The organism is Sphaerisporangium sp. NPDC049003 (genome assembly GCF_043197795.1).
Taxonomy (GTDB): Bacteria; Actinomycetota; Actinomycetes; order Streptosporangiales; family Streptosporangiaceae; genus Sphaerisporangium.
This window is the reverse complement of record NZ_JBICTU010000001.1, coordinates 92,987-117,685: the sequence shown is the minus strand read 5'-3', so window position 1 is coordinate 117,685 and position 24,699 is coordinate 92,987. Positions and strand designations below refer to the sequence as shown.

Annotated in this window: 25 protein-coding genes; 18 read left to right on the top strand and 7 right to left on the bottom strand. The window is 70.3% G+C overall.

Features of this window, described 5'->3' with window-relative positions:
- The first annotated feature begins 345 nt into the window (after positions 1-345).
- The 7 genes from ssd to ACGFIV_RS00565 all read left to right on the top strand — a co-directional run bounded on the left by ssd (position 346) and on the right by ACGFIV_RS00565 (position 6,143).
- Complete coding sequence (gene ssd, locus ACGFIV_RS00595) at positions 346-1,386, top strand: septum site-determining protein Ssd (protein WP_358553152.1); 1,041 nt, start codon at positions 346-348, stop codon at positions 1,384-1,386.
- On the top strand, positions 1,383-2,546 hold the full coding sequence (locus tag ACGFIV_RS00590; protein WP_358553150.1) for a TadA family conjugal transfer-associated ATPase: 1,164 nt from the start codon (positions 1,383-1,385) through the stop codon (positions 2,544-2,546). The genes ssd and ACGFIV_RS00590 overlap by 4 nt, the downstream gene beginning before the upstream one ends.
- Before the next feature lie 66 nt (positions 2,547-2,612).
- Positions 2,613-3,338, top strand: a complete 726-nt coding sequence (locus ACGFIV_RS00585; protein WP_358553148.1) for a type II secretion system F family protein — start codon at positions 2,613-2,615, stop codon at positions 3,336-3,338.
- Between the two features lie 3 nt (positions 3,339-3,341).
- Positions 3,342-4,136: a type II secretion system F family protein gene (locus ACGFIV_RS00580; protein WP_358553146.1), complete on the top strand. Its 795-nt coding sequence runs from the start codon at positions 3,342-3,344 to the stop codon at positions 4,134-4,136.
- Positions 4,137-4,576: 440 nt separating this feature from the next.
- Positions 4,577-4,873, top strand: coding sequence for a DUF4244 domain-containing protein (locus tag ACGFIV_RS00575; RefSeq protein ID WP_358553144.1), 297 nt, complete (start codon positions 4,577-4,579; stop codon positions 4,871-4,873).
- 207 nt (positions 4,874-5,080) lie between these two features.
- Positions 5,081-5,578 carry a TadE family type IV pilus minor pilin gene (locus ACGFIV_RS00570; RefSeq protein ID WP_358553142.1) on the top strand — a complete coding sequence of 166 codons (498 nt, stop codon included), beginning with the start codon at positions 5,081-5,083 and terminating at the stop codon, positions 5,576-5,578.
- On the top strand, positions 5,514-6,143 hold the full coding sequence (locus ACGFIV_RS00565; RefSeq protein ID WP_392830649.1) for an Rv3654c family TadE-like protein: 630 nt from the start codon (positions 5,514-5,516) through the stop codon (positions 6,141-6,143). Before ACGFIV_RS00570 ends, ACGFIV_RS00565 begins: the two co-directional genes overlap by 65 nt.
- Before the next feature lie 253 nt (positions 6,144-6,396).
- Here ACGFIV_RS00565 and ACGFIV_RS00560 read toward each other — a convergent pair whose 3' ends face one another.
- Positions 6,397-8,718, bottom strand: a complete 2,322-nt coding sequence (locus tag ACGFIV_RS00560) for a DEAD/DEAH box helicase (protein WP_392830646.1) — start codon at positions 8,716-8,718, stop codon at positions 6,397-6,399.
- A 155-nt stretch (positions 8,719-8,873) separates the two neighbouring features.
- On the opposite strand from ACGFIV_RS00560, the gene ACGFIV_RS00555 reads away from it, so the two are divergent.
- The 4 genes from ACGFIV_RS00555 (at position 8,874) to ACGFIV_RS00540 (ending at position 13,523) form a co-directional block, all read left to right on the top strand.
- On the top strand, positions 8,874-9,224 hold the full coding sequence (locus tag ACGFIV_RS00555; protein ID WP_114029683.1) for an STAS domain-containing protein: 351 nt from the start codon (positions 8,874-8,876) through the stop codon (positions 9,222-9,224).
- A 2-nt stretch (positions 9,225-9,226) separates the two neighbouring features.
- Entirely contained in the window at positions 9,227-9,697 is a 471-nt protein-coding gene (locus ACGFIV_RS00550) for an ATP-binding protein (protein WP_358553136.1), read from the top strand.
- Positions 9,698-10,510: 813 nt separating this feature from the next.
- On the top strand, positions 10,511-12,847 hold the full coding sequence (locus ACGFIV_RS00545) for a sodium-translocating pyrophosphatase (RefSeq protein WP_358553134.1): 2,337 nt from the start codon (positions 10,511-10,513) through the stop codon (positions 12,845-12,847).
- A gap of 187 nt (positions 12,848-13,034) precedes the next feature.
- Positions 13,035-13,523 carry a histidine phosphatase family protein gene (locus ACGFIV_RS00540; RefSeq protein ID WP_358553132.1) on the top strand — a complete coding sequence of 163 codons (489 nt, stop codon included), beginning with the start codon at positions 13,035-13,037 and terminating at the stop codon, positions 13,521-13,523.
- Positions 13,524-13,607: 84 nt separating this feature from the next.
- Here ACGFIV_RS00540 and serB read toward each other — a convergent pair whose 3' ends face one another.
- A complete protein-coding gene (gene serB, locus ACGFIV_RS00535; RefSeq protein WP_358553130.1) occupies positions 13,608-14,846 on the bottom strand; it encodes a phosphoserine phosphatase SerB in 1,239 nt (412 codons plus the stop codon).
- 112 nt (positions 14,847-14,958) lie between these two features.
- On the opposite strand from serB, the gene ACGFIV_RS00530 reads away from it, so the two are divergent.
- From ACGFIV_RS00530 to ACGFIV_RS00520, 3 genes are read left to right on the top strand one after another with little or no spacing between them, the layout of a single operon-like run.
- Entirely contained in the window at positions 14,959-15,555 is a 597-nt protein-coding gene (locus ACGFIV_RS00530; RefSeq protein ID WP_392830640.1) for a GNAT family N-acetyltransferase, read from the top strand.
- Positions 15,552-15,767, top strand: a complete 216-nt coding sequence (locus ACGFIV_RS00525; RefSeq protein WP_392830637.1) for a hypothetical protein — start codon at positions 15,552-15,554, stop codon at positions 15,765-15,767. Before ACGFIV_RS00530 ends, ACGFIV_RS00525 begins: the two co-directional genes overlap by 4 nt.
- A complete protein-coding gene (locus ACGFIV_RS00520; protein ID WP_358553126.1) occupies positions 15,764-16,657 on the top strand; it encodes a lysophospholipid acyltransferase family protein in 894 nt (297 codons plus the stop codon). Before ACGFIV_RS00525 ends, ACGFIV_RS00520 begins: the two co-directional genes overlap by 4 nt.
- Before the next feature lie 44 nt (positions 16,658-16,701).
- Here ACGFIV_RS00520 and ACGFIV_RS00515 read toward each other — a convergent pair whose 3' ends face one another.
- From ACGFIV_RS00515 to ACGFIV_RS00500, 4 genes are all read right to left on the bottom strand, one after another.
- Positions 16,702-17,274: a hypothetical protein gene (locus ACGFIV_RS00515; RefSeq protein ID WP_358553124.1), complete on the bottom strand. Its 573-nt coding sequence runs from the start codon at positions 17,272-17,274 to the stop codon at positions 16,702-16,704.
- 341 nt (positions 17,275-17,615) lie between these two features.
- Entirely contained in the window at positions 17,616-18,176 is a 561-nt protein-coding gene (locus ACGFIV_RS00510; protein ID WP_358553122.1) for a hypothetical protein, read from the bottom strand.
- A gap of 77 nt (positions 18,177-18,253) precedes the next feature.
- Positions 18,254-19,267: an S-adenosylmethionine:tRNA ribosyltransferase-isomerase gene (locus ACGFIV_RS00505; RefSeq protein WP_358553120.1), complete on the bottom strand. Its 1,014-nt coding sequence runs from the start codon at positions 19,265-19,267 to the stop codon at positions 18,254-18,256.
- Positions 19,264-19,956, bottom strand: a complete 693-nt coding sequence (locus ACGFIV_RS00500; RefSeq protein WP_392830631.1) for an SDR family NAD(P)-dependent oxidoreductase — start codon at positions 19,954-19,956, stop codon at positions 19,264-19,266. The genes ACGFIV_RS00505 and ACGFIV_RS00500 overlap by 4 nt, the downstream gene beginning before the upstream one ends.
- A 147-nt stretch (positions 19,957-20,103) precedes the next feature.
- On the opposite strand from ACGFIV_RS00500, the gene ACGFIV_RS00495 reads away from it, so the two are divergent.
- Together ACGFIV_RS00495 and ACGFIV_RS00490 are read left to right on the top strand one after the other, a co-directional pair.
- A complete protein-coding gene (locus ACGFIV_RS00495; protein ID WP_358553116.1) occupies positions 20,104-21,249 on the top strand; it encodes a GAF domain-containing sensor histidine kinase in 1,146 nt (381 codons plus the stop codon).
- Positions 21,246-21,884, top strand: coding sequence for a response regulator transcription factor (locus tag ACGFIV_RS00490; RefSeq protein ID WP_358553114.1), 639 nt, complete (start codon positions 21,246-21,248; stop codon positions 21,882-21,884). The genes ACGFIV_RS00495 and ACGFIV_RS00490 overlap by 4 nt, the downstream gene beginning before the upstream one ends.
- On the opposite strand, the gene ACGFIV_RS00485 is transcribed toward ACGFIV_RS00490, so the two are convergent.
- Positions 21,866-22,660 carry a hypothetical protein gene (locus tag ACGFIV_RS00485; RefSeq protein ID WP_358553112.1) on the bottom strand — a complete coding sequence of 265 codons (795 nt, stop codon included), beginning with the start codon at positions 22,658-22,660 and terminating at the stop codon, positions 21,866-21,868. The two genes, ACGFIV_RS00490 and ACGFIV_RS00485, sit on opposite strands and share 19 nt — an antisense overlap.
- A 134-nt stretch (positions 22,661-22,794) precedes the next feature.
- Between ACGFIV_RS00485 and ACGFIV_RS00480 the strand changes: the two genes are divergently transcribed.
- Positions 22,795-23,589, top strand: a complete 795-nt coding sequence (locus ACGFIV_RS00480) for an ABC transporter ATP-binding protein (protein ID WP_358553110.1) — start codon at positions 22,795-22,797, stop codon at positions 23,587-23,589.
- Between the two features lie 135 nt (positions 23,590-23,724).
- Complete coding sequence (locus ACGFIV_RS00475; protein WP_358553108.1) at positions 23,725-24,645, top strand: SPFH domain-containing protein; 921 nt, start codon at positions 23,725-23,727, stop codon at positions 24,643-24,645.
- Positions 24,646-24,699: the final 54 nt, after the last annotated feature.

Sequence of the window (24,699 nt, the reverse complement as noted above, 5' to 3'; positions counted from 1 at the left end):
CCATACGTTGGTGGCCACATGACAGAGGCGATCGTGCTTGGGTTAGCTTTTGCCGCTTCCTTGCCAGGCCTCGGTCAACGATGAAGGCTTTCTTCTAAAACGGGACCGGCTCTACCCCCCCGGAGCCGGACCGGTTGGCGACCCCCGCTCTCCCCCCCCGGCGGGGGTCGCCCCTTTTCTCCGGCCACCCTTTCCGCCTGGGGCCGGCCGCGTACATGGTCTCCGCCAGAACCGCCCGCGCAGGCGTCGCCTGACGATCGGGTTATCCCCAGAACGCGGTTCGGCGCGATGGGCCCGGGGCGAGATCGCGCAAGGTGGGCCTCCCAACGGCAGGGAGGCCCACACGTGAACCGTCCCCTGGTGATCACCGAAGATCAGGATCTGCTCGACGACCTTCTCCGCGTCGCCGCCGCGGCCGGCGTGGAGATCGACGTCGCCCACGCGGCCACGCACGCCCGGCCCTACTGGAAGCGGGCGCCGCTCGTCGTCGTCGGCACCGACGCGGCCGACGCGCTGGCGGCCACCGGCCCGCCACCCCGGCAAGGAGTGCTGCTGGTGACACGCGCACCCGAGGACCCCTCGGTCTGGCGAAGATGCGTGGCGGTCGGCGCGCGGGCCGTTCTGGAGCTCCCCGCCGCAGAGCGACAGCTGGTCGACGAGTTCGCCGAGGCCTCCGAGCCCATGGTCAGGGCCGGGCACACGGTCTCCGTCATCGGCGGCAGGGGCGGCGCGGGCGCGAGCGTGCTCGCCGCCTCCCTCGCCCTCGCGGGCTCACGCCGGGGTCTGCGCACATTGCTCGTAGACGCTGATCCCCTCGGCGGCGGCATCGACGTCGTCCTCGGCCAGGAGCAGGCCACCGGCGCGCGATGGCCCGATGTCGTCGAGCGAGAAGGCCGGGTGAGCTTCACCGCCCTCCAGGAGGCCCTGCCCACGATCGGCGAGCTGACCGTGCTGTCGTGGCACCGTGGAGAGTCCCCGCCCATTCCTCCCGAGGCGATGCGGGCGGTGCTGGAGGCGGCCCGCAGAGGATGCGATCTGGTCGTCGTCGATCTTCCTCGCCACGTGGGCCCGGCAGCGGCCGAGGCGCTGTCACGGGCGGCCTCGACCTTGCTTCTCGTGCCCGCCGACGTCAGGGGAGTGCTCGCGGCGTCCCAGGTGCTGATCGAACTGCGCCGGCACACCTCGGCCCTGGGCGCGGTGGTCCGAGGCGGATCGCTGCGTCACGATGTGATCGCCACATCCCTCGGCCTGCCGTGTACGGGAGTCCTGCCCGATCAGAGGGGCCTCGCCGAGGTCTTGAACCGCGGAGACGCGCCCCCGCTGGGCGACCGCACTCCTCTGGGTCGTTTCTGCGCCGAGTTCCTTCGCACCCTGGAGTTCCGATGAGCCGTGGCATGGTGTCACCGGAGCTCGTGGAGGCCGTCCGGGTGCGTCTCGCCCGTACGGGCGCCGATCCCTCGGCCGCCCAGGTCGCCGCCGCCCTCCGCGCCGAGCGGGCGGTGCTGGGTGACGCCGAGATCCTCGCGGTCGCCCGTGCCCTGCGTGCCGACCTGATCGGTGCGGGGCCCCTCGAACCGTTGCTCGCCGAGCCCGAGGTCACCGACGTGCTCGTCAACGGCCCCCGTGAGGTGTGGGCCGACGACGGCCACGGCCTGCGGCGCACTTCGGTGGTGTTCTCCGGTGACGACGAGGTCCGGCGGCTCGCCCAGAGGCTCGCCGCGGCGGCGGGAAGGCGTCTGGACGACGCCTGCCCGTATGTGGACGCGCGGCTGTCGGGTGGAGTGCGGCTCCACGCCGTCCTGCCGCCCGTCGCCCCCGAAGGCACGTGCCTGTCTCTCCGGCTTCCACCGCGCAGGTCCTTCACGCTGGAGGAGCTGGTTCCGGGTCAGGGCGCCGTCGCGGTTCGCGCGATCATGGCCGCCCGGCTGGCCTTCCTGGTGACCGGCGGCACAGGCACCGGGAAGACCACCTTGTTGTCCGCGCTTCTCTCGCTGGCCGATCCAGGCGAGCGGTTGCTTCTCGTCGAGGATTCCTCGGAGCTCCGCCCACTCCATCCACATGTCGTCCGCCTGGAGACGCGACCGTCCAACCTCGAAGGAGCCGGCGGGGTCGGCCTGCGAGACCTCGTCCGGCAGGCCCTGCGCATGCGGCCTGACCGCCTGGTGGTGGGAGAGGTGCGCGGAGCCGAAGTCGTCGATCTTCTGGCCGCCTTGAACACCGGCCATGACGGCGGTTGCGGCACCTTGCACGCGAACAACCCCGCCGATGTGCCCGCTCGGCTGGAAGCGCTGGCCTGCGCCGCGGGGCTGACCCGTGAGGCGGTCCACAGCCAGATCGCGGCGGCGCTCGACGCGGTGATCCACGTGGTCCGTGAGCCCCGAGGAGGGCGGCGCAGGGTCGCCGAGATCTGTCTCACGGATCGCGAGCCGTCAGGGCTGGTCCGGGTGCTCCCGGCCCTCACCTTCCCTCCCACAGGTGAGCCCCGGCCCGGCCCCGCCCTTCCATCCCTCCTGTCCAGAGCCCCCGGCGCCGCCCCGGGCTTCTGACCATCAACCACCGGCTCCGGCGCTCGCTGGTGCCGCGTATCGATCTGATCTGGAAGAGAGGTTCGCGTGCTGGTGGCAGGCGTGCTCCTGGCCGTGATCGCTGCCCTGCTGTGGACAGGTCCTGATCCGGAAACGGCCCGGATGCTCTCGCTGACCCGTTCGCGCGATGGGATGCGATCGCGGTTCGTGGCCCCCTTCCTGCGGTTCGCCCGTCGACCGAGCCGGGCCCGCGAGGCCGCGGCCTGGCGCGTGGCGTCGATCGAGTTGTGCCAGGGCCTCGTCGCCGAGCTCGCCACCGGACGCACGCCTGGGGAGGCCTTGTCCCGGGCGGCATCCTGCCTCGAACCTCCCGACCCCGGCGTGCTTCGCCCCGTGGTCGCCATCGCGCGCGACGGCGGAGACGTGGCCACGGCCCTAGAACGGGCGGCGCCCGACCACGGAGGGGAAGGTCTGCTTCGGCTCGCCGCCTGCTGGCGTGTCAGCCTCACCGTGGGGGGAGGCTTGGCGGCGCTGGTCGAACGTGTCGGCGTTTCCCTGAGGGAAGCGGAGGCCCATCGCTCGGAGGTGGCGTCGCAACTGGCCGGTCCCCGCTCCACGGCCCGGCTGCTCGCGGGTCTCCCGGTGCTCGGGTTGCTGCTGGCGGCCGGGCTGGGCCTGCGGCCGCTCTCCTTCCTGTTCGGCGGCCCGGCGGGCTTCGCCTGCCTCGGTACGGGCGTGCTGCTGGACCTTACGGGCGTGTGGTGGACCAACCGGCTGGTAGCACGCGCCCAGCGAACCCATCCGTCGGACTGACCTATGGGCATCCTGCTCGCCGCCGGGCTCGCGGCACTTTCCACATGGTTGTGGCTGACGCCGTGGAATCCCACCGAGCGCCTCGTCCGCCTGAGCATGTACGGCCGGCCGCCGGATGCGCCGCCCGCCTCCGCCGGCCTCACTCGAACGCGTCCCTCTGGCCTGTCCGGAGTCCCGACGAAGCAGGAGCGGAGCCGGCACGCGCTACGTGGGGGCCTTTCCGTGCTTCTGGCCGCGCTGGGAGGTCTTCTCCTCACCGGTGCGCTACTGGGCCTGGTCGGAGGCGCCGGCATCGGTGTGGTCATGGCGGTGGTCGCCTCTCGTGGAGAACCGGGCGAGGTGCGACGAAGGCAGGCACGCGTCACCGCCGATCTCCCGTTCGCGATCGACCTCATGGTGGCCTGTCTACGGGCGGGTCAACCCGTCACGGGGGCGGTTGAGTCAGCGGGCCGGGCGATGGGCGGTCCCCTGGGCGACCGTCTGGCGTGGGTGAACGGCCAGTTGCGGCTGGGAGCGCTGCCTGAGGCCGCCTGGTCGGAGTTGGAGCATGATCGCCCTCTCGCTGCCCTGGCCCGCGGCATGACCCGTGCCTCGCTCAGCGGGGCGCCCGTCGCCGACGTGCTGTCAAGGCTCGCCGATGACGCCCGCCACGAGGCCCGGGCCGCCTCGTCCGCCGCCGCGCGACGTGTGGGAGTCCAGGCGGTCGCGCCCCTTGGCCTGTGCTTCCTCCCCGCCTTCGTGTTCCTGGGAATCATCCCGGTCGTCGCCGGACTCGCCGCCCAGGTCTTCGGCACCTGACCCATCGGCCGGCGAGGCTGCCGGCTCCTTCTCGTCCGTGGGGAACAGAGGGCTTTTCCGCAGGGACCGAAGCCTGCTCAGGGGCACCGAAGCCCGCTCACGGCACCGAGGACCTCCTGGCCCGCCGAAGGCCCTCCCCGCAGCACTGAAGCTCTCCCAGGCCCCCAGGGACCCTTCTCCACGGGCCCTCTCCATAGGTACCGAAGACCTCGCCGGCACCGAGGTCCTTCTTCGCATGCACGAAAGACCTCCACAGGCTCCAAGGACGTTCTCCACAGGCGCCGGCGGTTCTCCACATACTCCGATGAGGGGCGGGCGGTTATCCACAGAATCCGGTTCGGCCACAGGTCGCGTACCTCGTTTGGGCCAACCTGATCTCACCTGTTGGGGCCGGTGCGGGTCATCCACACGGCCGCGATGACGACTCAAGGGGAGGTCCGATGCGCAGGTGGATCCGTGAGTGCGGTCGGCGCACGCTGGGAGCGGCGCTGATCAGGAAGGGCCATGTGATCGAGCAGCGTCTGCGCAAGCGACTGGACGCTGTCCGCGCCTCGGCGCGCAACCTCGCCATGGTGGCGCGCACGCGATCGGAGGCGGGCATGTCCACCGCCGAGTACGCGGTGGGCACCATCGCCGCCTGCGCGTTCGCGGGCCTGCTGTTCAAGATCGTAAGCAGCCCGGAGGTACGAAAGATGCTGACCGACATCATCAGCCGGGCCCTGAGACTCGCCGGATGAAAGCAGGCTCCCAGCCATGAAGGAGCCGGGCTGTGAATCGCACGGCGTGAGGACCGCCTCCTCCGAGCAGATGGCGTGAGAGCCGTCTCAGTGCCCGAAGTCGTTCGGCGGCGGAGCAGGACTGGATGTTCCGCCGCCGTTCGGCCCATCTACTGCCCGCTCTCTGTAGCCCTGGTCAAGCTCTGTAGCCCTGACAAGGGGGTGGAAATGAAGCCTCGACCTGGTTCAGCCGAACGAGTCGAAGTCGCGCAGAGGCACTCGTACGGAAGAGCTACGGCCGAGCGCCGTGGGCTCGTGCGAGCCGATGGGGGTTCTGTCACGGCTGAGATGGCGGTGGCGCTTCCGTCGCTGGTACTGGTGCTGGGAGCGGCGCTGTGGGCGATCGCGGCGGTGACGGCTCAGCTCGAATGTGTCGACGCCGCCCGGGCCGGGGCCCGGGCTGCCGCGAGAGGGGAGTCACTCGAAGCGGTAAGGCAGGCAGCCGCTCGCGCCGCACCGGAAGGGGCCATCGTCTCGGTGACCCGCGATTCCGCCTTGAGCCGGGTGACCATTTCAACCTCAGTCCGGCCAAGCTGGGTGATCGCAGTCCCGGCGGTCCCGGTAGGAGCCTCTGCGAGTTCCGCCACCGAGCTAGGAGCGGATGCTCCTCCTTCGGGAGACCTCCCGGCGAGCTCCCCGCTGGGAGGACCTATGGATGGATCATGAAAAGCACACTGACGACTTCACCGGTGGACTCCTTGGTGCGAGCTCTGGGCAGCGGAGTGCGACTGGAAGATTCGGGGAGCGGGGTGCCGGTCGGAGCTCTGGGGAGCGGGGTGTGACAGGGAGTCTTAAGGAGCGGGGCGCCGGTGGGAGGTTCGCGGAGCGGGGTGAGAGCTTTGCGGAGCGCGGCGCGGATGAGAACTTTGCGGAGCGCGGCGCGGGTGGGAGGTTTGGGGAGCGGGGCGCGGCTGCGGTGTGGGTCGTCGGGTTGATGGTGCTGATCTGGTTTCTTGCGGCAACGGTGTTGTTCGTCGGGGCGGCCCGAATAGCGCGGCATCGTGCCCAGTCGGCCGCTGATCTCAGTGCCCTGGCGGCTGCGGTCCAGGCGCTCGCCGCTCCCGAGAAGGCATGTGGGCGCGCTCGGGCCCTGGCGGAGGCCAACCACGCTTCGATCACTCGATGCGTGGTTCGCGCCGGAGTCGTGGACGTGGGAGTCGCCGTCCGGCTGGTTCTTCCCGGGCTGGGCGAGCGCCCCGCCGTCGCCGAGTCCCGAGCAGGTCCTCGCTGACCGGGTTGTGAGGGGCCGAGTACGGGGTGGGTTCTCGCTGACCCGGGTCGTGAGGGGCCGGGTTCGGGGTGGGTGCTTGCTGGTCGGGGTGGTGAGGGGCCGAGTACGGGGTGGGTTCTCGCTGGTCGGGGCGGTGAGGGGCCGAGTTCGGGGTGGGTTCTCGCTGATCCGGGGTGGTGAGGGGGCCGGGTTCGGGGTGGGTGCTTGTTGACCGGGGTGGTGAGGAGCGGTGTCGGGTCGGGTCGGAGCGGGGTTAGGGGGTGGGGAGGAGGGTGGCCAGGAGGCGGAGGGCGCCTTGTTTGTCCAGGGGTTCGTTGCCGCTGCCGCATTTGGGGGACTGGATGCAGGAGGGGCAGCCTCGTTCGCACTCGCAGGAGGCGATGGCCTCGCGCGTGGCGGTGAGCCAGTCGAGGGCGCGTGCGTAGCCGCGTTCGGCGAACCCGGCTCCGCCTTCGTGCCCGTCGTAGACGAAGACCGTGAGAAGCCCGGTGTCGAGGTGCAGTTCCGTGGAGACGCCGCCGATGTCCCAGCGGTCGCAGGTGGCGAACAACGGGAGCAGGCCGATAGAGGCGTGCTCGGCCGCGTGAGCCGCGCCGCCGAGGTCCAGGCCGTCGGCGAGGAGGGGGGCCACGGCGTCGTCGGGCAGCGTCCACCACACGGCCCGCGTGCGCAGGGTGCGAGGCGGCAGGTCCAGGGGCTCGTCGCCGAGGATCTCCCCGGTCTGGACGCGGCGCTTGAGAAAGGAGACGACCTGCCGGGTCACCTCCACTGTGCCGAAGTGCAGCTCACCCGGCCCGAAAGGGTGGGATCGCAGGGACTCCAGCACCGAGATCTCGGTGACGTCCCTGGCGAAGGTCGAGTAGTCGGGTTCGGCGGCCGAGACCAGGGCGACCCCGGCGTCCAGATCCAACAGTTCCACCAGATAGGTGTCCCCCATGTGGAGATGGACGGCGCCGGTGTGGACGGCGGTGTGGGAGGAGGGTTCGTCGACGGTGCCGAGCAGTCGTCCCGTCGAGGACTCCACGACCTGTATGGGGGCTCCGCCCGAGCCCCTGATGTCGGCCAGGTTCGCGGCGCGCTCCCGGCGGGTCCAGAACCATCCCCGCGGGCGACGCCGCAGCATGCCCTGCCGTACGAGGTCGTCGAGCACCTCTTCCGACGAGGGGCCGAACACGGCGAGGTCGGCCTCGCTCAGGGGGATCTCGGCCGCGGCAGCGCACAGGTGAGGCCCGAGGACGTACGGATTGTCCGGGTCGAGCACGATCGCCTCGACGGGCTGCCCGAAAAGGGCCTCGGGATGGTGGACGAGGTAGGTGTCCAGGGGGTCGTCACGGGCGATCAGCACCGCCAGGGCGTCCTGGCCGTCGCGGCCGGCGCGCCCGGCCTGCTGCCACAGCGACGCCCGCGTGCCCGGCCACCCGGCGATGAGCACGGCGTCCAGCCCGGAGACGTCGATTCCGAGCTCCAGGGCGTTGGTCGTCGCCAGCCCCATGAGCGAGCCCGATCGCAGCGCCTTCTCCAGCACGCGCCTGTCCTCGGCGAGGTACCCGGCCCGGTAGGCGGCCACCCGGCCCGGAAGCTCGGGTGAGATCTCCTCAAGATTGCCCCGGGCGATCAGCGAGACCGTCTCGGCGGCGCGGCGGGACCGGACGAAGGCGAGGGTCCGCACGTCGTCGATCACCAGATCGGACAGCAGGTCGGCGGTCTCGGCCGTCACCGTGCGCCTGACCGGTGCGCCGCCCTCGCCCCGCAGGTCCGTCAGAGGCGGCTCCCACAGCGCGAACGTAGTGGAACCCCGGGGAGAGGCGTCCGTGGTCACCTCGGCCATCTCAAGGCCCGTGAGGCGCATCGCCGCAGCCGCTGGGTCGCTGACCGTAGCCGAGACGAGGACGAACACCGGATCAGAGCCGTATTTCGCGCAGATCCGGCGCAGACGGCGGACGATCTGGGCCACGTGCGAGCCGAACACGCCGCGGTACCCGTGGCACTCGTCGATCACCACCACCCTCAGCCTCCGCCAGAAGGACGACCACGACGAGTGGTGGGGCAGCATCGACCGGTGGAGCATGTCGGGGTTGGTCAACACGTAGTTGGCGTGCCGGCGCACCCACTGACGCTCCTCGGGCGGGGTGTCCCCGTCGTAGGTGGCGGCCCGCAACTGCGCGAGCTTTAAGTCTCTCAACGTCCGCGACTGGTCGGCGGCGAGCGCCTTGGTCGGCGTGAGGTAGAGGACGGAACCCCCGGAGAGTATCTCCGACACGGCCGGCACCAGGTAGGCGAGTGATTTTCCCGAAGCCGTGCCTGTGGCAATGATCACGTTTTGGCCACGATGAACCAGCTCGGCGGCGGTCACCTGATGCTCCCAGAGGCCGTCCACGCCCTGATTTCGCAGACGGCTTACAAGAAGCTCGTCGACCCAGTCGGGCCAACGCGCTTCGCCCGCCTGACGTGCGGGAACGTGCTCTACATGGGTGACACGCTCCCGGCGCGCGGGTGCCGCGAGCAGGCGCGAGAGTATCGGGCCGGCTCGCCGTGAGGGTGAGGTGGTCGGAGTCACTGGTTTCCAGTTTGGCATCTTGGGGGAGAGTCGCCCGGAGTCGTGATTTCGTATAGACACGAAGGCGGGGCGTGGTTGAATGCCGCGCGTCAGGGTATTGCGCGCTGGGACTTGGGGTCCCAGCATGTCAGACCCCTCGTCGTGGACTCGGCAGGCAAGGCGCTGGAGGATCTGTGGATCTGAAGTTGGACCACCACACTGAAGACCGACTCACCATCGTGGAAGTCGAGGGTGAGATCGACGTCTATACCGCGCCGAGGCTGCGTGAGCTGCTGATCGACCTGGTCAACAAGGGTAACTTCCACCTTCTCGTCAACATGGAGAAGGTGGACTTCCTGGATTCCACTGGACTTGGCGTCCTGGTCGGCGGGCTCAAGCGCGTTCGTGCGCACGACGGCTCCCTGGAGCTCGTCTGTACGCAGGAGCGCATCCTGAAGATCTTCCGGATCACCGGTCTCACCAAGGTCTTCGGGATTTACGCCTCGGTCGAAGAGGCCAAGGAAGCTCACGGCCGAGACAAGTAGTCATGGCCACCGTTGAGCTGACGTTCAGCGCACTTCCGGCTCACGTGCGCACGGCGCGGCTGGTCGCTACGGCCATCGCCCGCCGCACTGGAGTCGCGGAGGCGTTGCTGGACGAAGTGCGGCTCGCTGTGGGTGAGGCCTGCTCGCGGGCAGTGGAGGCACATCGCGTTCACTGCCCCGGCGAGCCGATCCGCATCGAGTTGTGCGACGAGTCGGGACGCTTCGAGGTCACGGTCACCGACTCGGCACCGAGTGACGACCTGGAACAGGCGTACATGGATGAGGATGGGGCGCCAACGCCGGTCAACGGCACCGCGTTGGCCAGCCTTCTCCCCGCCGACACGCTGATGTCCGGGTTCGGCATCGCCGTCATCGCCGCGCTGGCGGATGACGTCGAGGTGTATCCGAGTGCGAAAGGGCTGCGGATCAGGATGAGCTGGCCCGCGGCCACCACCGGCTTCGCCACCGCTTGAAACGGCTTCCAGGAGACCGCTTGAGCAGCCGCTCGCAGCGGTCACTTGGCCATCCGCTTGAAGCGATCACCCGCAGCGGCCGACTGAAGGGCTGCCCGGGGTGACCGCCTGAAGCGGCGAAGACGTCCGCCCGACCAGCTCGGACAACTCCCGAGCCAGGTCGGGTGCCTCCCTCCGGCACGGTGCCCACCAGCTCGCCCGCGCGACCGGTCCGTACGTCCCGGGCGGAATTCCTCCGTGTTGGAACTTCCCCTCGTGTACGTCCGAGAGGCTCCCGCGCCGTGGGCTCCCTTTCGCGTACGCCCGGACGACTCGCCTACGCCGGACCACTCGCGTACGCCCGCGTATGCCCGGACGACTCGCGTTCGCGGCGCCGGCTCGCGTACCTGGGGTCCCCGCAGGTCAAGGGGATCATTCCCGACTCCCGGGCGAGCGCCGACCGGTTCGGTGCTGGGTTTCGGCATGTCCGTAGGTCTATAGGGCCTAATAATTTGGCAATAAAGGACTGTCCGTAATCCGGACGTCGCGGCGGGCCGGGCGGGGAAAACCGCGTTGTTACTGGGCAAAGCCGCGTCGCTTACTGGACGAGTGCCTAATTGGCTGGCTGAAGAGGCTTCATATCTCGCGCGTGCCTGCGTAGACTCCCCGCACCGGCCAAGGTTTTGTCCCCGCAGATCGACGTCGCCCTGCGGGCAGGTCTGCGGACGCTACCGGAAGCGGCACTGCCAATCCAGCTCGGATGCGCGCCGCCCCCCCGACTGACTTCGCTGCGCGGTCCGCGCGTGGACCTACCCGTCTGGCCGAGGAGGACGGATGTCTAGGCTCTATCTCGCCGCTGACGACGCCGCAGCGGTATCCCTTAGTGGTTCCCATCTCACGATCGTGATCGTGGTGGCCGCGGTGGCGCTGCTCGCGCTCGCCGTCGCCGGTGGTCTCGTCAGAGAGGTGCTCGCCGCCGGTCAAGGCACCGAGCGGATGCAGAACATCTCGCGAGCCGTACAGGAAGGCGCCGCCGCGTATCTCACGCGGCAGTTCCGGACACTTGCGATCTTCGTAGTGATCATCCCGTTCCTGCTCTTCCTGCTTCCCGCGGAGACGACCGGCGTGGCCATCGGCCGGTCGGTGTTCTTCGTGGTCGGCGCGGTGTTCTCCGCGCTGACCGGCTTCATGGGCATGTGGCTTGCCGTGCGCGGGAACGTCCGCGTCGCCGCCGCCGCCCGTGACGCGGGCGAGAAGGTCGCGATGCGCATCGCCTTCCGTACCGGTGGCGTGGCCGGCATGTTCACCGTCGGGCTCGGCCTGCTGGGCGCCGCGATCGTGGTGTTCGTCTACAAGGGCGACGCCCCGAGCGTGCTTGAGGGCTTCGGCTTCGGCGCGGCGCTGCTCGCGATGTTCATGCGAGTCGGCGGCGGCATCTTCACCAAGGCCGCCGACGTGGGCGCCGACCTGGTCGGCAAGGTCGAGCAGGGGATCCCCGAGGACGACCCGCGCAACGCCGCCACCATCGCCGACAACGTGGGCGACAACGTCGGCGACTGCGCCGGCATGGCGGCCGACCTGTTCGAGTCCTACGCGGTCATGCTGGTCGCGAGCCTCATCCTCGGCAAGGCAGCCTTCGGCACCGAGGGCCTGGTGTTCCCGCTGATCGTTCCCATGATCGGTGTGCTCACCGCGATCATCGGCATCTTCACCACGGCTCCCCGGAGCGGCGACCGCAACGGCATGGCGGCCATCAACCGCGGGTTCTTCATCTCGGCGGCGATCTCGGCCGTCCTGGTCGCGGTCGCGGCGTTCGCCTACCTGCCGAGCTCCTTCTCGCAGCTCACCGACGTCAGCGACAGCATCGCCGGCCTGAACTCCGACCCGCGCCTGATCGCCATCGGCGCGGTGCTGATCGGCCTGGTCCTGGCGAGCGCCATCCAGGTGCTCACCGGGTACTTCACCGAGACGAACCGCCGTCCGGTCAAGGACATCGGTGAGAGCTCGCTGACCGGTCCCGCCACCGTCATCCTGTCCGGGATCGCCGTCGGGCTGGAGTCGGCCGTCTACTCCGCGCTGCTCATCGGCGGTGCGGTGTACGGGGCGTTCCTGCTGGGCTTCGGCAACGTGACCGTGGCGCTGTTCGCGGTCGCCCTGGCCGGCACCGGCCTGCTCACCACCGTCGGCGTGATCGTGTCCATGGACACCTTCGGCCCGGTCTCCGACAACGCCCAGGGCATCGCCGAGATGTCCGGCGACGTCGAGGGCGAGGGCGCTCGCATCCTCACCTCCCTCGACGCGGTGGGCAACACCACCAAGGCGATCACCAAGGGCATCGCGATCGCGACGGCCGTGCTCGCGGCGACCGCGCTGTTCGGCTCGTTCCGTACGGCGGTCGAGCTCGAACTGGCCAAGGCGAGCGCCGGGGTCAAGGAGGCGCTGGGCACCTTCAGCACGTTCAGCCTCAGCGTCGACTCGCCCAACGTGCTCGTCGGCCTGATCATCGGCGCGGCGGTGGTGTTCCTGTTCTCCGGGCTCGCCATCAGCGCCGTGGGCCGCGCGGCCGGGCGGGTCGTGTTCGAGGTGCGTGAGCAGTTCCGCACCAAGCCGGGCATCATGGCCGGCACCGAGCTGCCCGACTACGGCCGCGTGGTGGACATCTGCACCCGTGACTCGCTGCGCGAGCTGGCCACGCCCGGCCTGCTCGCCGTCATGACGCCGATCGCGGTCGGCTTCGCCCTCGGGTACGGGCCGCTCGGCGCCTACCTCGCTGGCGCGATCGCCTGCGGCACGCTGATGGCGGTGTTCCTGGCCAACTCCGGTGGCGCCTGGGACAACGCCAAGAAGCTCGTCGAGGACGGCCACCACGGAGGCAAGGGTTCGGCCGCGCACGAGGCCACGATCATCGGTGACACCGTCGGTGACCCGTTCAAGGACACCGCCGGTCCGGCGATCAACCCGCTGATCAAGGTCATGAACCTCGTGGCCCTGCTCATCGCTCCCGCCGTCGTCACGTACGCCGACAACGCGGTGCTGCGCATCGGCGTCACGGTGGTCGCGGTCGTGATCGTGGTCGGTGCCATCGTCGTCTCCAAGCGGCGCTCGAACACCATCGCCACGGCCAACGGCGACGAGAGCGAGAAGGTCGAGACCGAGAAGGTGTCGAGCTGACCCCAGTCTCGTCCCGGCCTGACCCAGTCACAGCCCCGGCCTGACCTAGTGCCTGACCTAGTGCCTGGCAAGACCCGGTGAAGGCCGGGGGCGCCAGGCGCGGTGCCCGGGAAGCCTTTCCCAAGAACGTACGGCTACCGTCCGATCAGGGCGGTAGCCGTACGCGTGTAATGGGATAGTTGGGGGAGTGAACACGCTCATCGTCCTGAGACATGCCAAGGCCGCGCACGTGCCCGGGCTGGCCGACAGGGAACGTCCCCTGACCGATCGCGGCGAGCAGGACGCCGGGCGGGCCGGTGAGACCCTGAGACAGATGGGCCTGTCACCCGATCTGGTGCTGTGCTCGCCGTCCACGAGGACCCGGCAGACCGCCGAGCTCGCTCTGGCCGGCCTCGCCCCGGACGCCCCGGTGCACCTGGAGAGCGAGATCTACGAGGCGTACCCCGACGAGCTGCTGGAGCTCATCGGACGCACCGATGACGAGGTGTCGACGCTCCTGCTGGTGGGGCACAATCCCGGCGTACACGAGCTGATCATGAACCTCACCCTCTCCCACGACGACGAGGGCTTCCCGCCCGGCGCCTTCGCCGTGCTGGAGACGGGCGGCTGGGCGGACCTCGGCCCGGGAGACGGGCGCCTGGTCAGCCGCTGGAACCCCAAGGACCGCCCGGCCTAGCCGCGACCCCGAAGACCGCAGACCGGCTGCGACCCCGAGGACCGCGGGCCTGGCCGGACCCCAAGGACCCGCCAGGCCTGAGGGTCACTCAGGGGGCAGGGTGGGCCCCTGCGGCGGCAGGCCGTCCTCGGCGTCGGCGGCCTCGACCTCGTCGCGTGAGATGCCGAGCAGGTACAGGATCGCGTCCAGGTAGGGCACGTTCACCGCGGCGTCGGCGGCCTGACGCAGCACGGGCTTGGCGTTGAAGGCGATGCCCAGCCCCGCGGCGGCGATCATGTCGAGGTCGTTGGCGCCGTCGCCGATCGCCACGGTCTGGCTGATGGGGATGCCCGCCTGCTGGGCGAACCGTTCCAGGGCGCGTGCCTTGCCGGGACGGTCGACGATCTCGCCCACCACGCGGCCGGTGAGCTTGCCGTCGACCACCTCAAGGGTGTTGGCGGCGGAGTAGTCGATGCCGAGCTCGGAGACCAGCGAGTCGGTGATCTGCGTGAAGCCGCCGCTGACGATGGCGAAGCGGTAGTCGAGCCGCTTCAGGGTGCGCACCAGGGTGCGAGCCCCAGGAGTCAGCACGACCTCCTTGCGGACGAGGTCGAAGACGCTCTCAGGGAGCCCTTCGAGCAGCGCCACGCGCTCGCGCAGCGAGGCCGCGAAGTCGAGCTCGCCGCGCATGGCGGACGTGGTGATCTTCTCCACCTCGTCCATGCAGCCCGCGTGGCGGGCCAGCAGCTCGATCACCTCGCCCTGGATGAGCGTGGAGTCGACGTCCATCACGATCAGCCGCTTGGCCCTGCGGTGGAGGCCGGAGCGCTGCACGGCGACGTCGACCTGCTGGAGCACGGCCTCGGCGGTCAGCTCGGCGCGCAGCGCGACGGAGTCGGCCCCGGAGATCGCCAGCTCGATGCAGGTGACCGGCAGGAGCGCCAGCCGTTCGATGCGGTCGATGTTGGCCCCGGCCGCGGCGATGCGGCCCGCGATCCCGGCCATGGCGGCGGGTTGCAGGGGGTTGCCGAGGACGGTCACGTGGAGGCGCCCCCTTCGGCGCTTCTCCTTCAGGTCGGAGCCGGTGGTCAGCTCGACCTCCATGCCGAGGTCCTCCGCGACGCGCTCCACCGCGGCCCACATGGCGCCGAGCGTGCCGCCGGTGCCGGTCGGCGGCCCGCCGGCGTACGAGACAAGAACGCCGAGGATCAGCCGGCCGCGAATCACGACCTGCTCGACGTCGGCGACGTTGACGGGAAATGAGGCCAGCACGGTGAACAACCTGGATGTCACTCCAGGCCGGTCGGGGCCGGTCAGCGTGATCAAAAGCGTTCTCTGCTTCATCGCGGACAACGCTACCGACCGCTCAGAGTGAGCGTGCAAGCGGTTCACCATACGGACGGCAGATGGCCATCTGCCCATGTCTTCATGGGTGTGCCACATGAGGAGGCATGCCATGACCCAGGCTTTTGCCCATCCCGTCCACGGCGTGAGCAGCGTCGGCGCCCTCACGGAATCCGGGCCCGATCCCCGTGTCCGTCTCGACGAACGAGTCCTGTCCGACGCGCGCGGCCGCTACACCGTGGGGCTCGCCAGGACCGCCGCCGACATGCGGGCGGCCCAACGGCTCCGCTACGAGGTGTTCGCCGAGGAGATGGGGGCCCGCCTGGACTCTCCGATCTCCGGGCTGGACGTGGACCGGTTCGACACCTACTGCGACCACCTGCTCGTGCGCTCCGGCGACACGGTGGTCGGGACGTACCGGATGCTGGCGCCGGGCCGGGCCGACCGGCTCTACTCAGACAGCGAGTTCGACCTGTCGGCGCTGGCCGGCATCCGCCAGGGCATGGTCGAGGTCGGGCGTACGTGCGTTCACCCCGACCATCGCGGTGGAACGGTGGTCGGGCTGATGTGGGCGGGGATCGCCCGGTACATGGTCAGCGGGGGCTACACCTGGCTCGGGGGGTGCTGCTCGATCCCGCTGGACGACGGCGGGGCGACGGCCGCGGGCGTGCTCGACCGGATCCCCTCGGGCCGGAGGAGTACCGCGTGACGCCGCGCACCCCCTGGTCCGGCGAGGGCGTGCCGCGTCCGGGCGAGTTCGTGATGCCGAAGCTGCTGCGCGGCTACCTGAGGCTCGGTTCGTGGATCTGCGGCGCGCCCGCGCACGACCCCGCCTTCGGCGCGGCCGACTTCTTCGTGCTGCTCTCGCTGGCCAACATCGACACCCGCTACCTGCGGCACTTCCTCGGGGTGACGGCATGAGCCCCTGGCTGCCCGTGGCGCCGTGCACGGTCGCGGCCTGCGTCTCGGCCCCTGCGGACATGGCCGGACCGGCTCGGCGGGCCTTGCGGCTGCTGGGAGCCGTCGCGGTGATGCTGGTTGGCCTTCCGTGGGCCTTCGTCGCGCCCCGGTTCGGCGACGCCCGCCGCGCCGTCGTGGCCATGGTCTGGGCCCGGCTCTTCCTGTGGGTCCTGGGAGTGCGCCTGGAGGTCCGTCAGGCGGGCGGCTCGATGATGCCCGCGGAGAGGGGCGGCCCGGTGGTGGCGGGCGGCTCGGCGGTGGCTCCCGCGGAAACGGGCGGCGCCCTTCTGGTCGCCAACCATGTCTCCTGGCTGGATCCCCTGGTGATCGCCGCCACGATGCAGTGCCGGCCCCTCGCCAAGAGCGAGATCGCGGAATGGCCCGTGATCCGGTCCCTCGTGGCGGGCGGCGGCGCGATCTTCATCGATCGCGACCGTCTCTCCACGCTTCCCGCCACCGTGCGCACGGTCGCGGACGCGCTGCGCGCCGGCCAGTCGGTGGCGGCCTTCCCGGAGGGCACCACCTGGTGCGGGAGGGGAGTGGGGCCGTTCCGCCCGGCGATGTTCCAGGCGGCGATCGACGCGGGCGCACCGGTCAGGCCGATCGGCCTGCGGTTCTGCGACCGTGACGGCGAGCTGGCGACCGGTCCCGCCTTCGTGGGAGACGACACCTTGCTGGCCTCCCTTGGCCGGGTGATCGCGGCCAGGGGCCTCGTCGTGGAGGTGACGATGTTCCCGGTGATCGCGTACGGGTCCGAGGAGCATGTCACCAGGCGCGTCCTCGCCGGCATCGCGCAGGCCACGGTGTCGGGCGGCCCCCGCGTGCGGCACGACGCCGCCATCGCCGCCTGAAAGGGCCGCCCGCGCGTCGGCGGGCGGCCCTTGCGTTCGTACGGCTAGCCGACGACCGTGGTCTTCACCTTCTTGGTGAAGTACCAGCTCTTGATGCCCATCCTCTTCAGCTCTTCCCTGCTGAGGTCCTCAGCACCGGTCGGCCAGTCCCAGGTGTTCACGCCCAGGTCGGCCTTCACAGTGCCCTTGACACTTTTCTTGAGCTTGAACGAGATGGTCAGCCAGCTGTCCTCGCCCTTCTCCAGGGCGTAGGGCGGCCAGCACCAGAAGCCGTCGGGGAAGAAGTCGCACGTGGTGCCCTTGGGGCCGTCGTAGTAGATGGTGCCGCGGATGCCCTTCGGCAGGATGCCGCCGAGATAGAAGGCGTCCGCCAGCCATGGGCCCTTGTTGAGGCCCTTGATCCGGTAGGTGATCGTGCCGCCGCGCCTGACCTTCTTGGTCGCGGTCACCTTGACCGAGAAGGCGGAGTAGGGGTCGTCGGCGGTCTTCACCGTGGTGGTCTTGGCCGCGGCGCTGGTGGCCGGGGCGGCGGAGGCGGGGGCGACGCCGAACAGCAGAGCGCCCGCGAGCGGGACGGTGACGACCGTCGTCGCGATTTTGGCAAGGGGGTGGCGCATGCACGTCTCCCAGGGGGGTCAAAGAGCAGGGGGTGGGAACTCAAGGTTCCCGGGCAGGGAACACGGACTTCTCCGGGGAACGAGATCGCGGACCGGAAAGTCCATGAGTGAACCGCAGTGTTTCTATCATGATCCACTGCGTTGTGGCCACCTATTTGGCCTTTATAAAGACATCGCTGCTCATGCGCTTACAAAAGCGCTATGAGCCATCTCCCCCGCACATGAGCTGTCTCCCCCGCGCAACGGCCTGACGCTCCAAGGAGTTCCCTCGAACGAAGACGACGGAGCGGCCACCGCGTGTGCGGTGGCCGCTCCGGAAAAGGCTCGTCGAAAGGGGTAGGTCAGCGGAGGATCCGGGTCTTGAACGTGCGGTACTTGACCTGGCTCTGGATGTCGAGCTTCTCCAGCTCCTCCTCGTTGGTGACGTCGACACCCTCGGGGACGTCAATGGAGAAGTGGCCGAACTGCGCGGCGGCAGTGCCCGTGGTGCTCTTCTTCAGCCACACCCGGACCTTGAGGGTGGTCGAGCGGTTGGGCTTGAGGGTGTCGTAGATGCAGAACAGGTCGCGGCCCGAGATCCCGCAGTAGGTCCCGGAGGCCTTTCCGACCACGCGGGCCTTGCTGGCGCCCTTGGGAAGCCTGCCGAAGATGCCGGCGAGGTCCGTCGACCATTCGCCCTTGTTGGTGCTCTTCAGCGTATACGTGATGTAACCCCCGCGTCGCACGTACTTGTTCCAGACCACGCTGGTGTAAAGCGGTGACTGCGGGGCGGCGACCGCCTGGGTGGCGCTCGCGGTCGCGGTCGCGGCCGGGGCGTCCGCCAACGCGGGAACGGCGAGCGAGGCGCCCGCCAGGGACCCGGCGAGGGTCAGTGCGGCAAGTGCGGAGAGGTGCCGACGCATGGGTGATCTCCCGTAGAGGTGGCTCGGATTCGGACGTGACCCAGCATCGAACTATCGACTTGGAACGTCCTTGTGCATCACTTTATGCGGAGTTGATCTGAGATGATCAGATTCAGGTCCCCGAATTCGTGCCACAGGTACCCTTCGCGCAACGCCTCCTCGTAAGACCTGGAGACAAGCTCCTCGCCCGCGATGGCCGACAGAATCATTAGATGGCTCGAATGGGGCTCGTGCAGGCCGGTGATCAGCCCGTCCACCGCGTGGACCCCGGCCTCGGGGGTGACGACGTGCGAGGTCCAGCCCTCGGCCGCGCGTACCTCCCCGGTGCCGGGCGGCACGGCCGTCTCCAGCGCCCGCACGACCGTCGTGCCGACCGCGATGACCCGGCCCTCGGCCTGGTTGACCAGCCGCGCCGTCTGTGACGACACCGCGAAGCGCTCGGGGTAGGGCGGTTCGTCCTTCTCCGGCGACGCGACGCCGGTGTGCAGGGTGATCGGGGCGACCACGATGCCCCGGCTGACGAGGGCCGTGACCAGCTCGTGGCTGAACGGCCGCCCGGCGCTCGGCATCTCGGCGCTGCCCGGCCGCACGCCGAAGACGGTCTGGTAGGCCGACAGCGGCCAGTCGCGCTCCACGTAGGAGTACCGGATGGGCAGCCCGTACTCCCGCAGGTAGCCCGGCACGTCCCGGTCGAGGGCCGCCCGCCAGAGTCTCGGCGTCTCGCGCCCCAGCAGGCGCAGCGTCGCGCCTCCCGGGAGCGGCAGCCACTCCCCGGGCTCCCCTCCCGCGTACGGCCCGGTGGCGCCCGCCGATCGGCGCCGCAACTCCACCAGCCACGAGCCGTCCTCGCGCTCGGTGGAGAAGTGGACGGTGAGCCGGTCCAGCGGCACGGCCGCGGGCAGGGTGGCCGAGTCGTTGACCACGAGCACGTCACCGGGACGGAGCAGGCCGGGCAGGTCGGTGAAGGTGTGGTGGGTGACGGAGCCGGAGTCCGTGCCGGTCACCATGAGGCGTACGGCGTCGCGCGCCAGCCCGCGCGCCTCCGGCGGCTCGTGCGCCTCGCGGACCCTCGGGAGGTCGAAGGCGATCACCGGGTCACCCGGCCGCTCGCGGGCCGCCTCTTGACCAGGTCGACCAGGAACGCGGCCACGGTCTCCGGATCGGCCGCGCCGGCGGCGTCCTCCTCTCCGATCGCGTCCGCCAGCATGCGCGTGCGCATCTCGCCGGGGTCCACCCACCAGACGGCGAGTTCGGGCTCCTCGACAGCGAGCACGTGGGAGAGCTGGTCGAGCGCCGCCTTCGTCAGGCCGTACCCGCCCCAGCCCTCGTACGCCTCCACCGCGGCGTCGGACGAGACGTTCACCACGGCGCCCCCGCGCTCGCGCAGCCCGCACACCGTCGCCTGGATCAGCGCGAGGGGCGCGAGCACGTTGGTCGTGAGGGCGCCGGAGAGCGCGTCCAGGGGGTAGGCCGCCAGCGGGGGCAGCGGTACGGCCCCGAGCGAGCCGGCGTTGTTGACCAGCAGGTCCAGGCCGCCGAGTTCGTGTGCGGCGCGCGCCAGGCGCTCGCGGTGCGCGGGATCGGCGACGTCCCCTGCCAGCGCGGTCGCGCCGGTCTCCCGCGCGGTCTCCTCCAGGTCGGCGGCGCCGCGCGCGGTGACGACGAGCCGCCAGCCCTCGGCGGCGAGGGCGTGGGCCAGGGCGCGTCCGAGGCCTCGGGAGGCCCCGGTGACCAGGGCCGTGGGGCGTGTGTCCGGGGTGGTTCGGATGTCTTCTGTCATGGTCACGACGCTAGGAACGGCAGGCCCGCCGGACATCGGGCCTCCGGCCGCTCCTGGCCGGGCTCATAGGCCTAGGCGGTGCGTGTGCGTGGACCTAGGACCATCGGCCGAGCCGTCCCACGCGTGCGTCGCGCCTACAGTGTGGTCGTGACGACCGAACCGGCCAGCCGGCGTGACACAGAGCGCGACGCCGTGCTGCACGCGGTCAGCTCCGCGGTGCTCGCCGTCACCCGGCACCTGTCGGTCCGCGAGGTGCTCCAGGTGATCGTGCGCTCGGCGCGCACGCTGCTCGACGCCCGTTACGCGGCGCTCGGCGTGCCCGACGACGACGGCTCGTTCGCGGAGTTCGTCGCGGAGGGCGTCAGCGACAAGCAGTGGGAGGCCATCGGCCCGCTCCCTCGCCAGCACGGCATGCTGGCCGCGATGCTCCAGGAGGCGGCTCCCGTGCGCCTGCCGGACATCCGCCGGGACCCGCGCTTCGAGTGGTGGCCGGCCGCGCACCCGGTGCTCAAGGACTTCATCGGCGTGCCGATCCGCGACGCCGACCAGGTCCTCGGCATCGTCTTCCTGTCGGACAAGCGCGCCCCCGGCGGGTTCACCGAGGAGGACCAGGATCTGCTCACCCTGTTCGCGGCGCACGCGGCGATAGCGATCACCAACGCCCGGCTGTACGAGCGGGGCCGCGAGCTGACGATCGTCGAGGAGCGCAACCGCATGGCGCGCGAGCTGCACGACGCCGTGACCCAGAAGCTGTTCTCGCTGCGGCTCACCGCCCAGGCGGCGGCCTCGCTGGTCGCCTCCGACCCGCGGCGTGCCATGACCGAGATCGACCGTGTCCAGCGGCTGGCGGGAGAGGCGCTGGCCGAGCTCAGGGCCGTGATCGTCGAGCTGCGCCCGGCCGAGCTCGACCGGCACGGGCTGGCCGAGACGCTGCGCAAGCACGTCGCCCTGCTCGACCGCCTGTACCCCGTGACGATCTCCTTCACCTCCACCCCGTTCTGCGATCTGCCCCCCGCGACGGAGGTGGCCGTGCTTCGTGTGGCCCAGGAGGCCCTCCACAACGCGCTCAGGCACGCGAACGCGTCGTCGATAGAGGTGTGCCTCCAGACCGAGGGATCCCGGCTCAGGCTGGAGGTCAGCGACGACGGGGAGGGCTTCGAGGTGGAGACGCCCACGACCCGCGGCCTCGGGCTCCTGTCGATGAGAGACCGGGCGGAGGCCGCCGGCGGCTCGCTGCTGGTCTCCTCGGAGCCGGGCGCGGGCACGACCGTACGGCTGGACGTGGCCGCGTGATCCGGGTCCTCATCGCCGACGACCACCCCGTCGTGCGCCAGGGCCTGCGCACGTTCCTCGAACTGCAGGACGACCTCGAAATCGTGGGTGAGGCGGCCGACGGGGCCGAGGCCGTCGCCCTGGTCGCGTCACTGTCCCCCGACGTGCTCCTGCTCGACCTCAAAATGCCCGTGCTGGACGGCCTCGGCGCCCTGCGCGAGCTGTCCGGGCGTGGCCTCCACGTACGGGTGATCGTGCTGACGTCGGTGAGCGACAGGGGGGACGTGGCTCCCGCCATGCGCTCGGGCGCCTCGGGCTTCCTCTACAAGGACGTGGACCCGGCCGCGCTCGTGCAGGCCATCCGTTCGGTGCACGGCGGACAGGTGCTGCTGGCGCCGGAGGCGGCCGAGGCCATGCTGACCGGCGCGGAGGAGCCCGCCGGGCACGCGCCCATCGCCGTGCTGACCGAGCGGGAGCGCGAGGTCCTCGCGCTGATCGCCTCAGGCCGGTCGAACCGCGAGATCGCCAGGGCGCTCGTCGTCGCCGAGAAGACCGTCAAGACCCACGTGTCGAACGTGCTGATGAAGCTCGGCGTGCAGGATCGCACCCAGGCGGCCCTGTACGCCGTGCGCCACGGCTACACGCCACGCGGATGAGCGTTGCCCGGCCGCGAGCGGGAGCCGCCCGGAGGGGTCCTCAGGGACTCCGGCGAGGTGCGGGTCTCGATGATCGCGTGGTGGGCGGCCACGCGGGCGCGCCGCACCGCGCGGTCGAGGTCGCGCAGGGCCTCGTTCCGCACCGCGATCTGGCCCGAGGTGAGCCCGCGCTCGTCGGCGACGCGCAGCACCGAGGCGAGCCGCGCCGTGAGGGCGGCGACCCTGTGAGCCCGCGCGGGGTAGCCGGGCGCGAGGCCGTCGTCGGTGGTCCTGATCGAGGGCTGACCCTTGGCCGGGCCCTCGACCGAGAGCAACGCGTCGGTGGCCGAGAGCATGGCCATGGTCAGCGCGTGCTCCGCGTCGGTGAGCCCGGGGATGTCCGGCGTGGCGGTGCCCGCCTCCATCAGGGTCCAGCGGACTCCGGAGTAGGACGACCCACGACGGTCCGCGGAGGGGACCATGCCCAGGGACCTGCCGGGGAGCACGGCCGTCGCCGCCTGCCCGGCGTCCACGGCGGCCATGGTGAAGGGGGGAGGGCCGGTCAGGCCGAGCGGGTCGCCCGCGGCCGGAAGGGCCAGGCGCAGGGCACTCATGCCCTCGACGCGCAGGTCGGCGAGGAAGCCGCGCAGAGGGGCGTCGGTCACCTCACTTGAGACGACCTGCGGTCCCGCCGCGCGCTCCAGCCGGTCGACAGCCTCGTCGAGGCCAACATGTCCGGCAAGCCAAGCGTTGCCCCATGCGACCAAGGTGGCGGAGATCGGTGAATCCGGGTGCACCGAACCACGATATGCGCTGATGCTGCAATAGGTTTGGTCCGGAGGGACACTGGGCGGGGCGACTCGCCCGGTGGCACCGGGTTGATCCAGATGAGCTGGGTTGATCCGGGGGAACATGTCAGGAGGTATTCGGGATGGGTGGTCAGGTGCTTCGGCTCCAGGACGTCGCCGTCCGCAGAGATGGCGCGGCCCTGCTGCGGGGCATCGACTGGACCGTCGAGGAGGACGAGCGCTGGGTCGTGATCGGCCCCAACGGGGCGGGGAAGACGACGCTGCTGCAGGTCGCGGCGGCCCTTCTGTACCCCAGCGAGGGCTCGGTGGAGATCCTCGGCGAGCGGCTCGGCCAGACGGACGTCTTCGACCTGCGGCCTCGCATCGGCCTCGCCAGTGCGGCGCTGGCCGAGAAGGTGCCGCCGGAGGAGAAGGTGATCGACCTCGTGCTCACCGCGTCGTACGCCATCCTCGGCCGCTGGAACGAGGAGTACGACTCGGGCGACGTCACGCGGGCGGTCGAGCTCATCGACCAGCTCGGTTGCGCCCATCTGATCAGGCGGAAGTTCGGCACCCTCTCCGAGGGAGAGCGGAAGCGCGTGCAGATCGCGCGGGCGCTCATGCCCGACCCCGAGCTGCTGCTGCTCGACGAGCCCGCGGCCGGCCTCGACCTCGGCGGCCGTGAGGACCTCGTGCGCCGCCTGTCGACGCTCGCCTACGACGCGAAGGCCCCGACCATGGTGCTGGTCACCCACCACGTGGAGGAGGTGCCGAGCGGCTTCACGCACGTGCTGCTGCTGCGTCACGGGTCCGTGGTGGCCCAGGGCCCGATCGAGTACGTCATGACCGCCGACAACCTCTCCCGCACCTTCGGCGTGCCCCTGAGCCTTGAGCGCAGCGCCGAAGGCCGGTGGTACGCCCGCGCGCTTCCCGGATGATCAAAGAAATCGGCCACGCGGCCGGGTGATTCTCTGATTCGCGCGATTCACTCGCGTGGTTAAACGAACAAGTAAAGGCCAGACCAAATATCATTCCGGCCGGGGGCTCATCGGATTCGTCGGGTCGGAGTGCTCATGACACAGCTCGTCGTCGCCATGATCGTGGTGGCCATCGCGGGGTTCGCTTTATATCGCACCATTCGCATCGTGCCGCAGGCGCAGGCGTTCATCATCGAGCGGCTCGGGCGTTACCATCGCACGCTCACTCCGGGGCTCAACATCGTCGTGCCTTTCATCGACGGGGTGAAGACCACGGTCGACCTGCGCGAACAGGTCGTCTCCTTTCCCCCGCAGCCTGTGATCACCTCCGACAACCTCGTGGTGTCGATCGACACGGTGATCTATTTCCAGGTGACCGACCCCAAGGCCGCGACGTACGAGATCGCCAACTTCCTCACCGGCGTCGAGCAGCTGACGGTCACCACTCTGCGCAACGTCGTCGGCGGCATGGATCTGGAGCGCACGCTGACTTCCCGCGAGGACATCAACTCCGAGCTTCGCGGGGTGCTCGACGAGGCCACCGGCAGGTGGGGCATACGGGTCAACCGCGTCGAGCTGAAGGCCATCGATCCCCCGGCCTCCATCCAGGACTCGATGGAGAAGCAGATGCGGGCCGACCGCGACAAGCGCGCCTCCATCCTGTCGGCCGAGGGGCAGAAGCAGTCGGCGATCCTCACCGCGGAGGGCGAGCGGCAGGCCGCCGTCCTCAGGGCGCGCGGCGAGGCCGAGGCCGCGGTGCTGCGCGCCCAGGCCGACGCGGAGGCCCAGGCCATGCGCGCCAAGGGCCAGGCGGACGCCATCGCGATGGTGTTCCGGGCCATCCACGAGGGAAACCCCGACCAGCAGCTGCTCGCCTACCAGTACCTCCAGACGCTTCCCGAGATCGCCAAGGGCGACGCCAACAAGCTCTGGATCGTGCCCTCCGAGATGGGCAAGGCCCTTGAGGGCCTGGGCGGTCTCTTCTCCCAGCCCAAGGAGGGCCCGCCCTCCCGCTGAGCCCGGGTCCCGCCCCCGCGCGGGGCGAGGCCGTACTCTTGAGGGGCTTTCGCC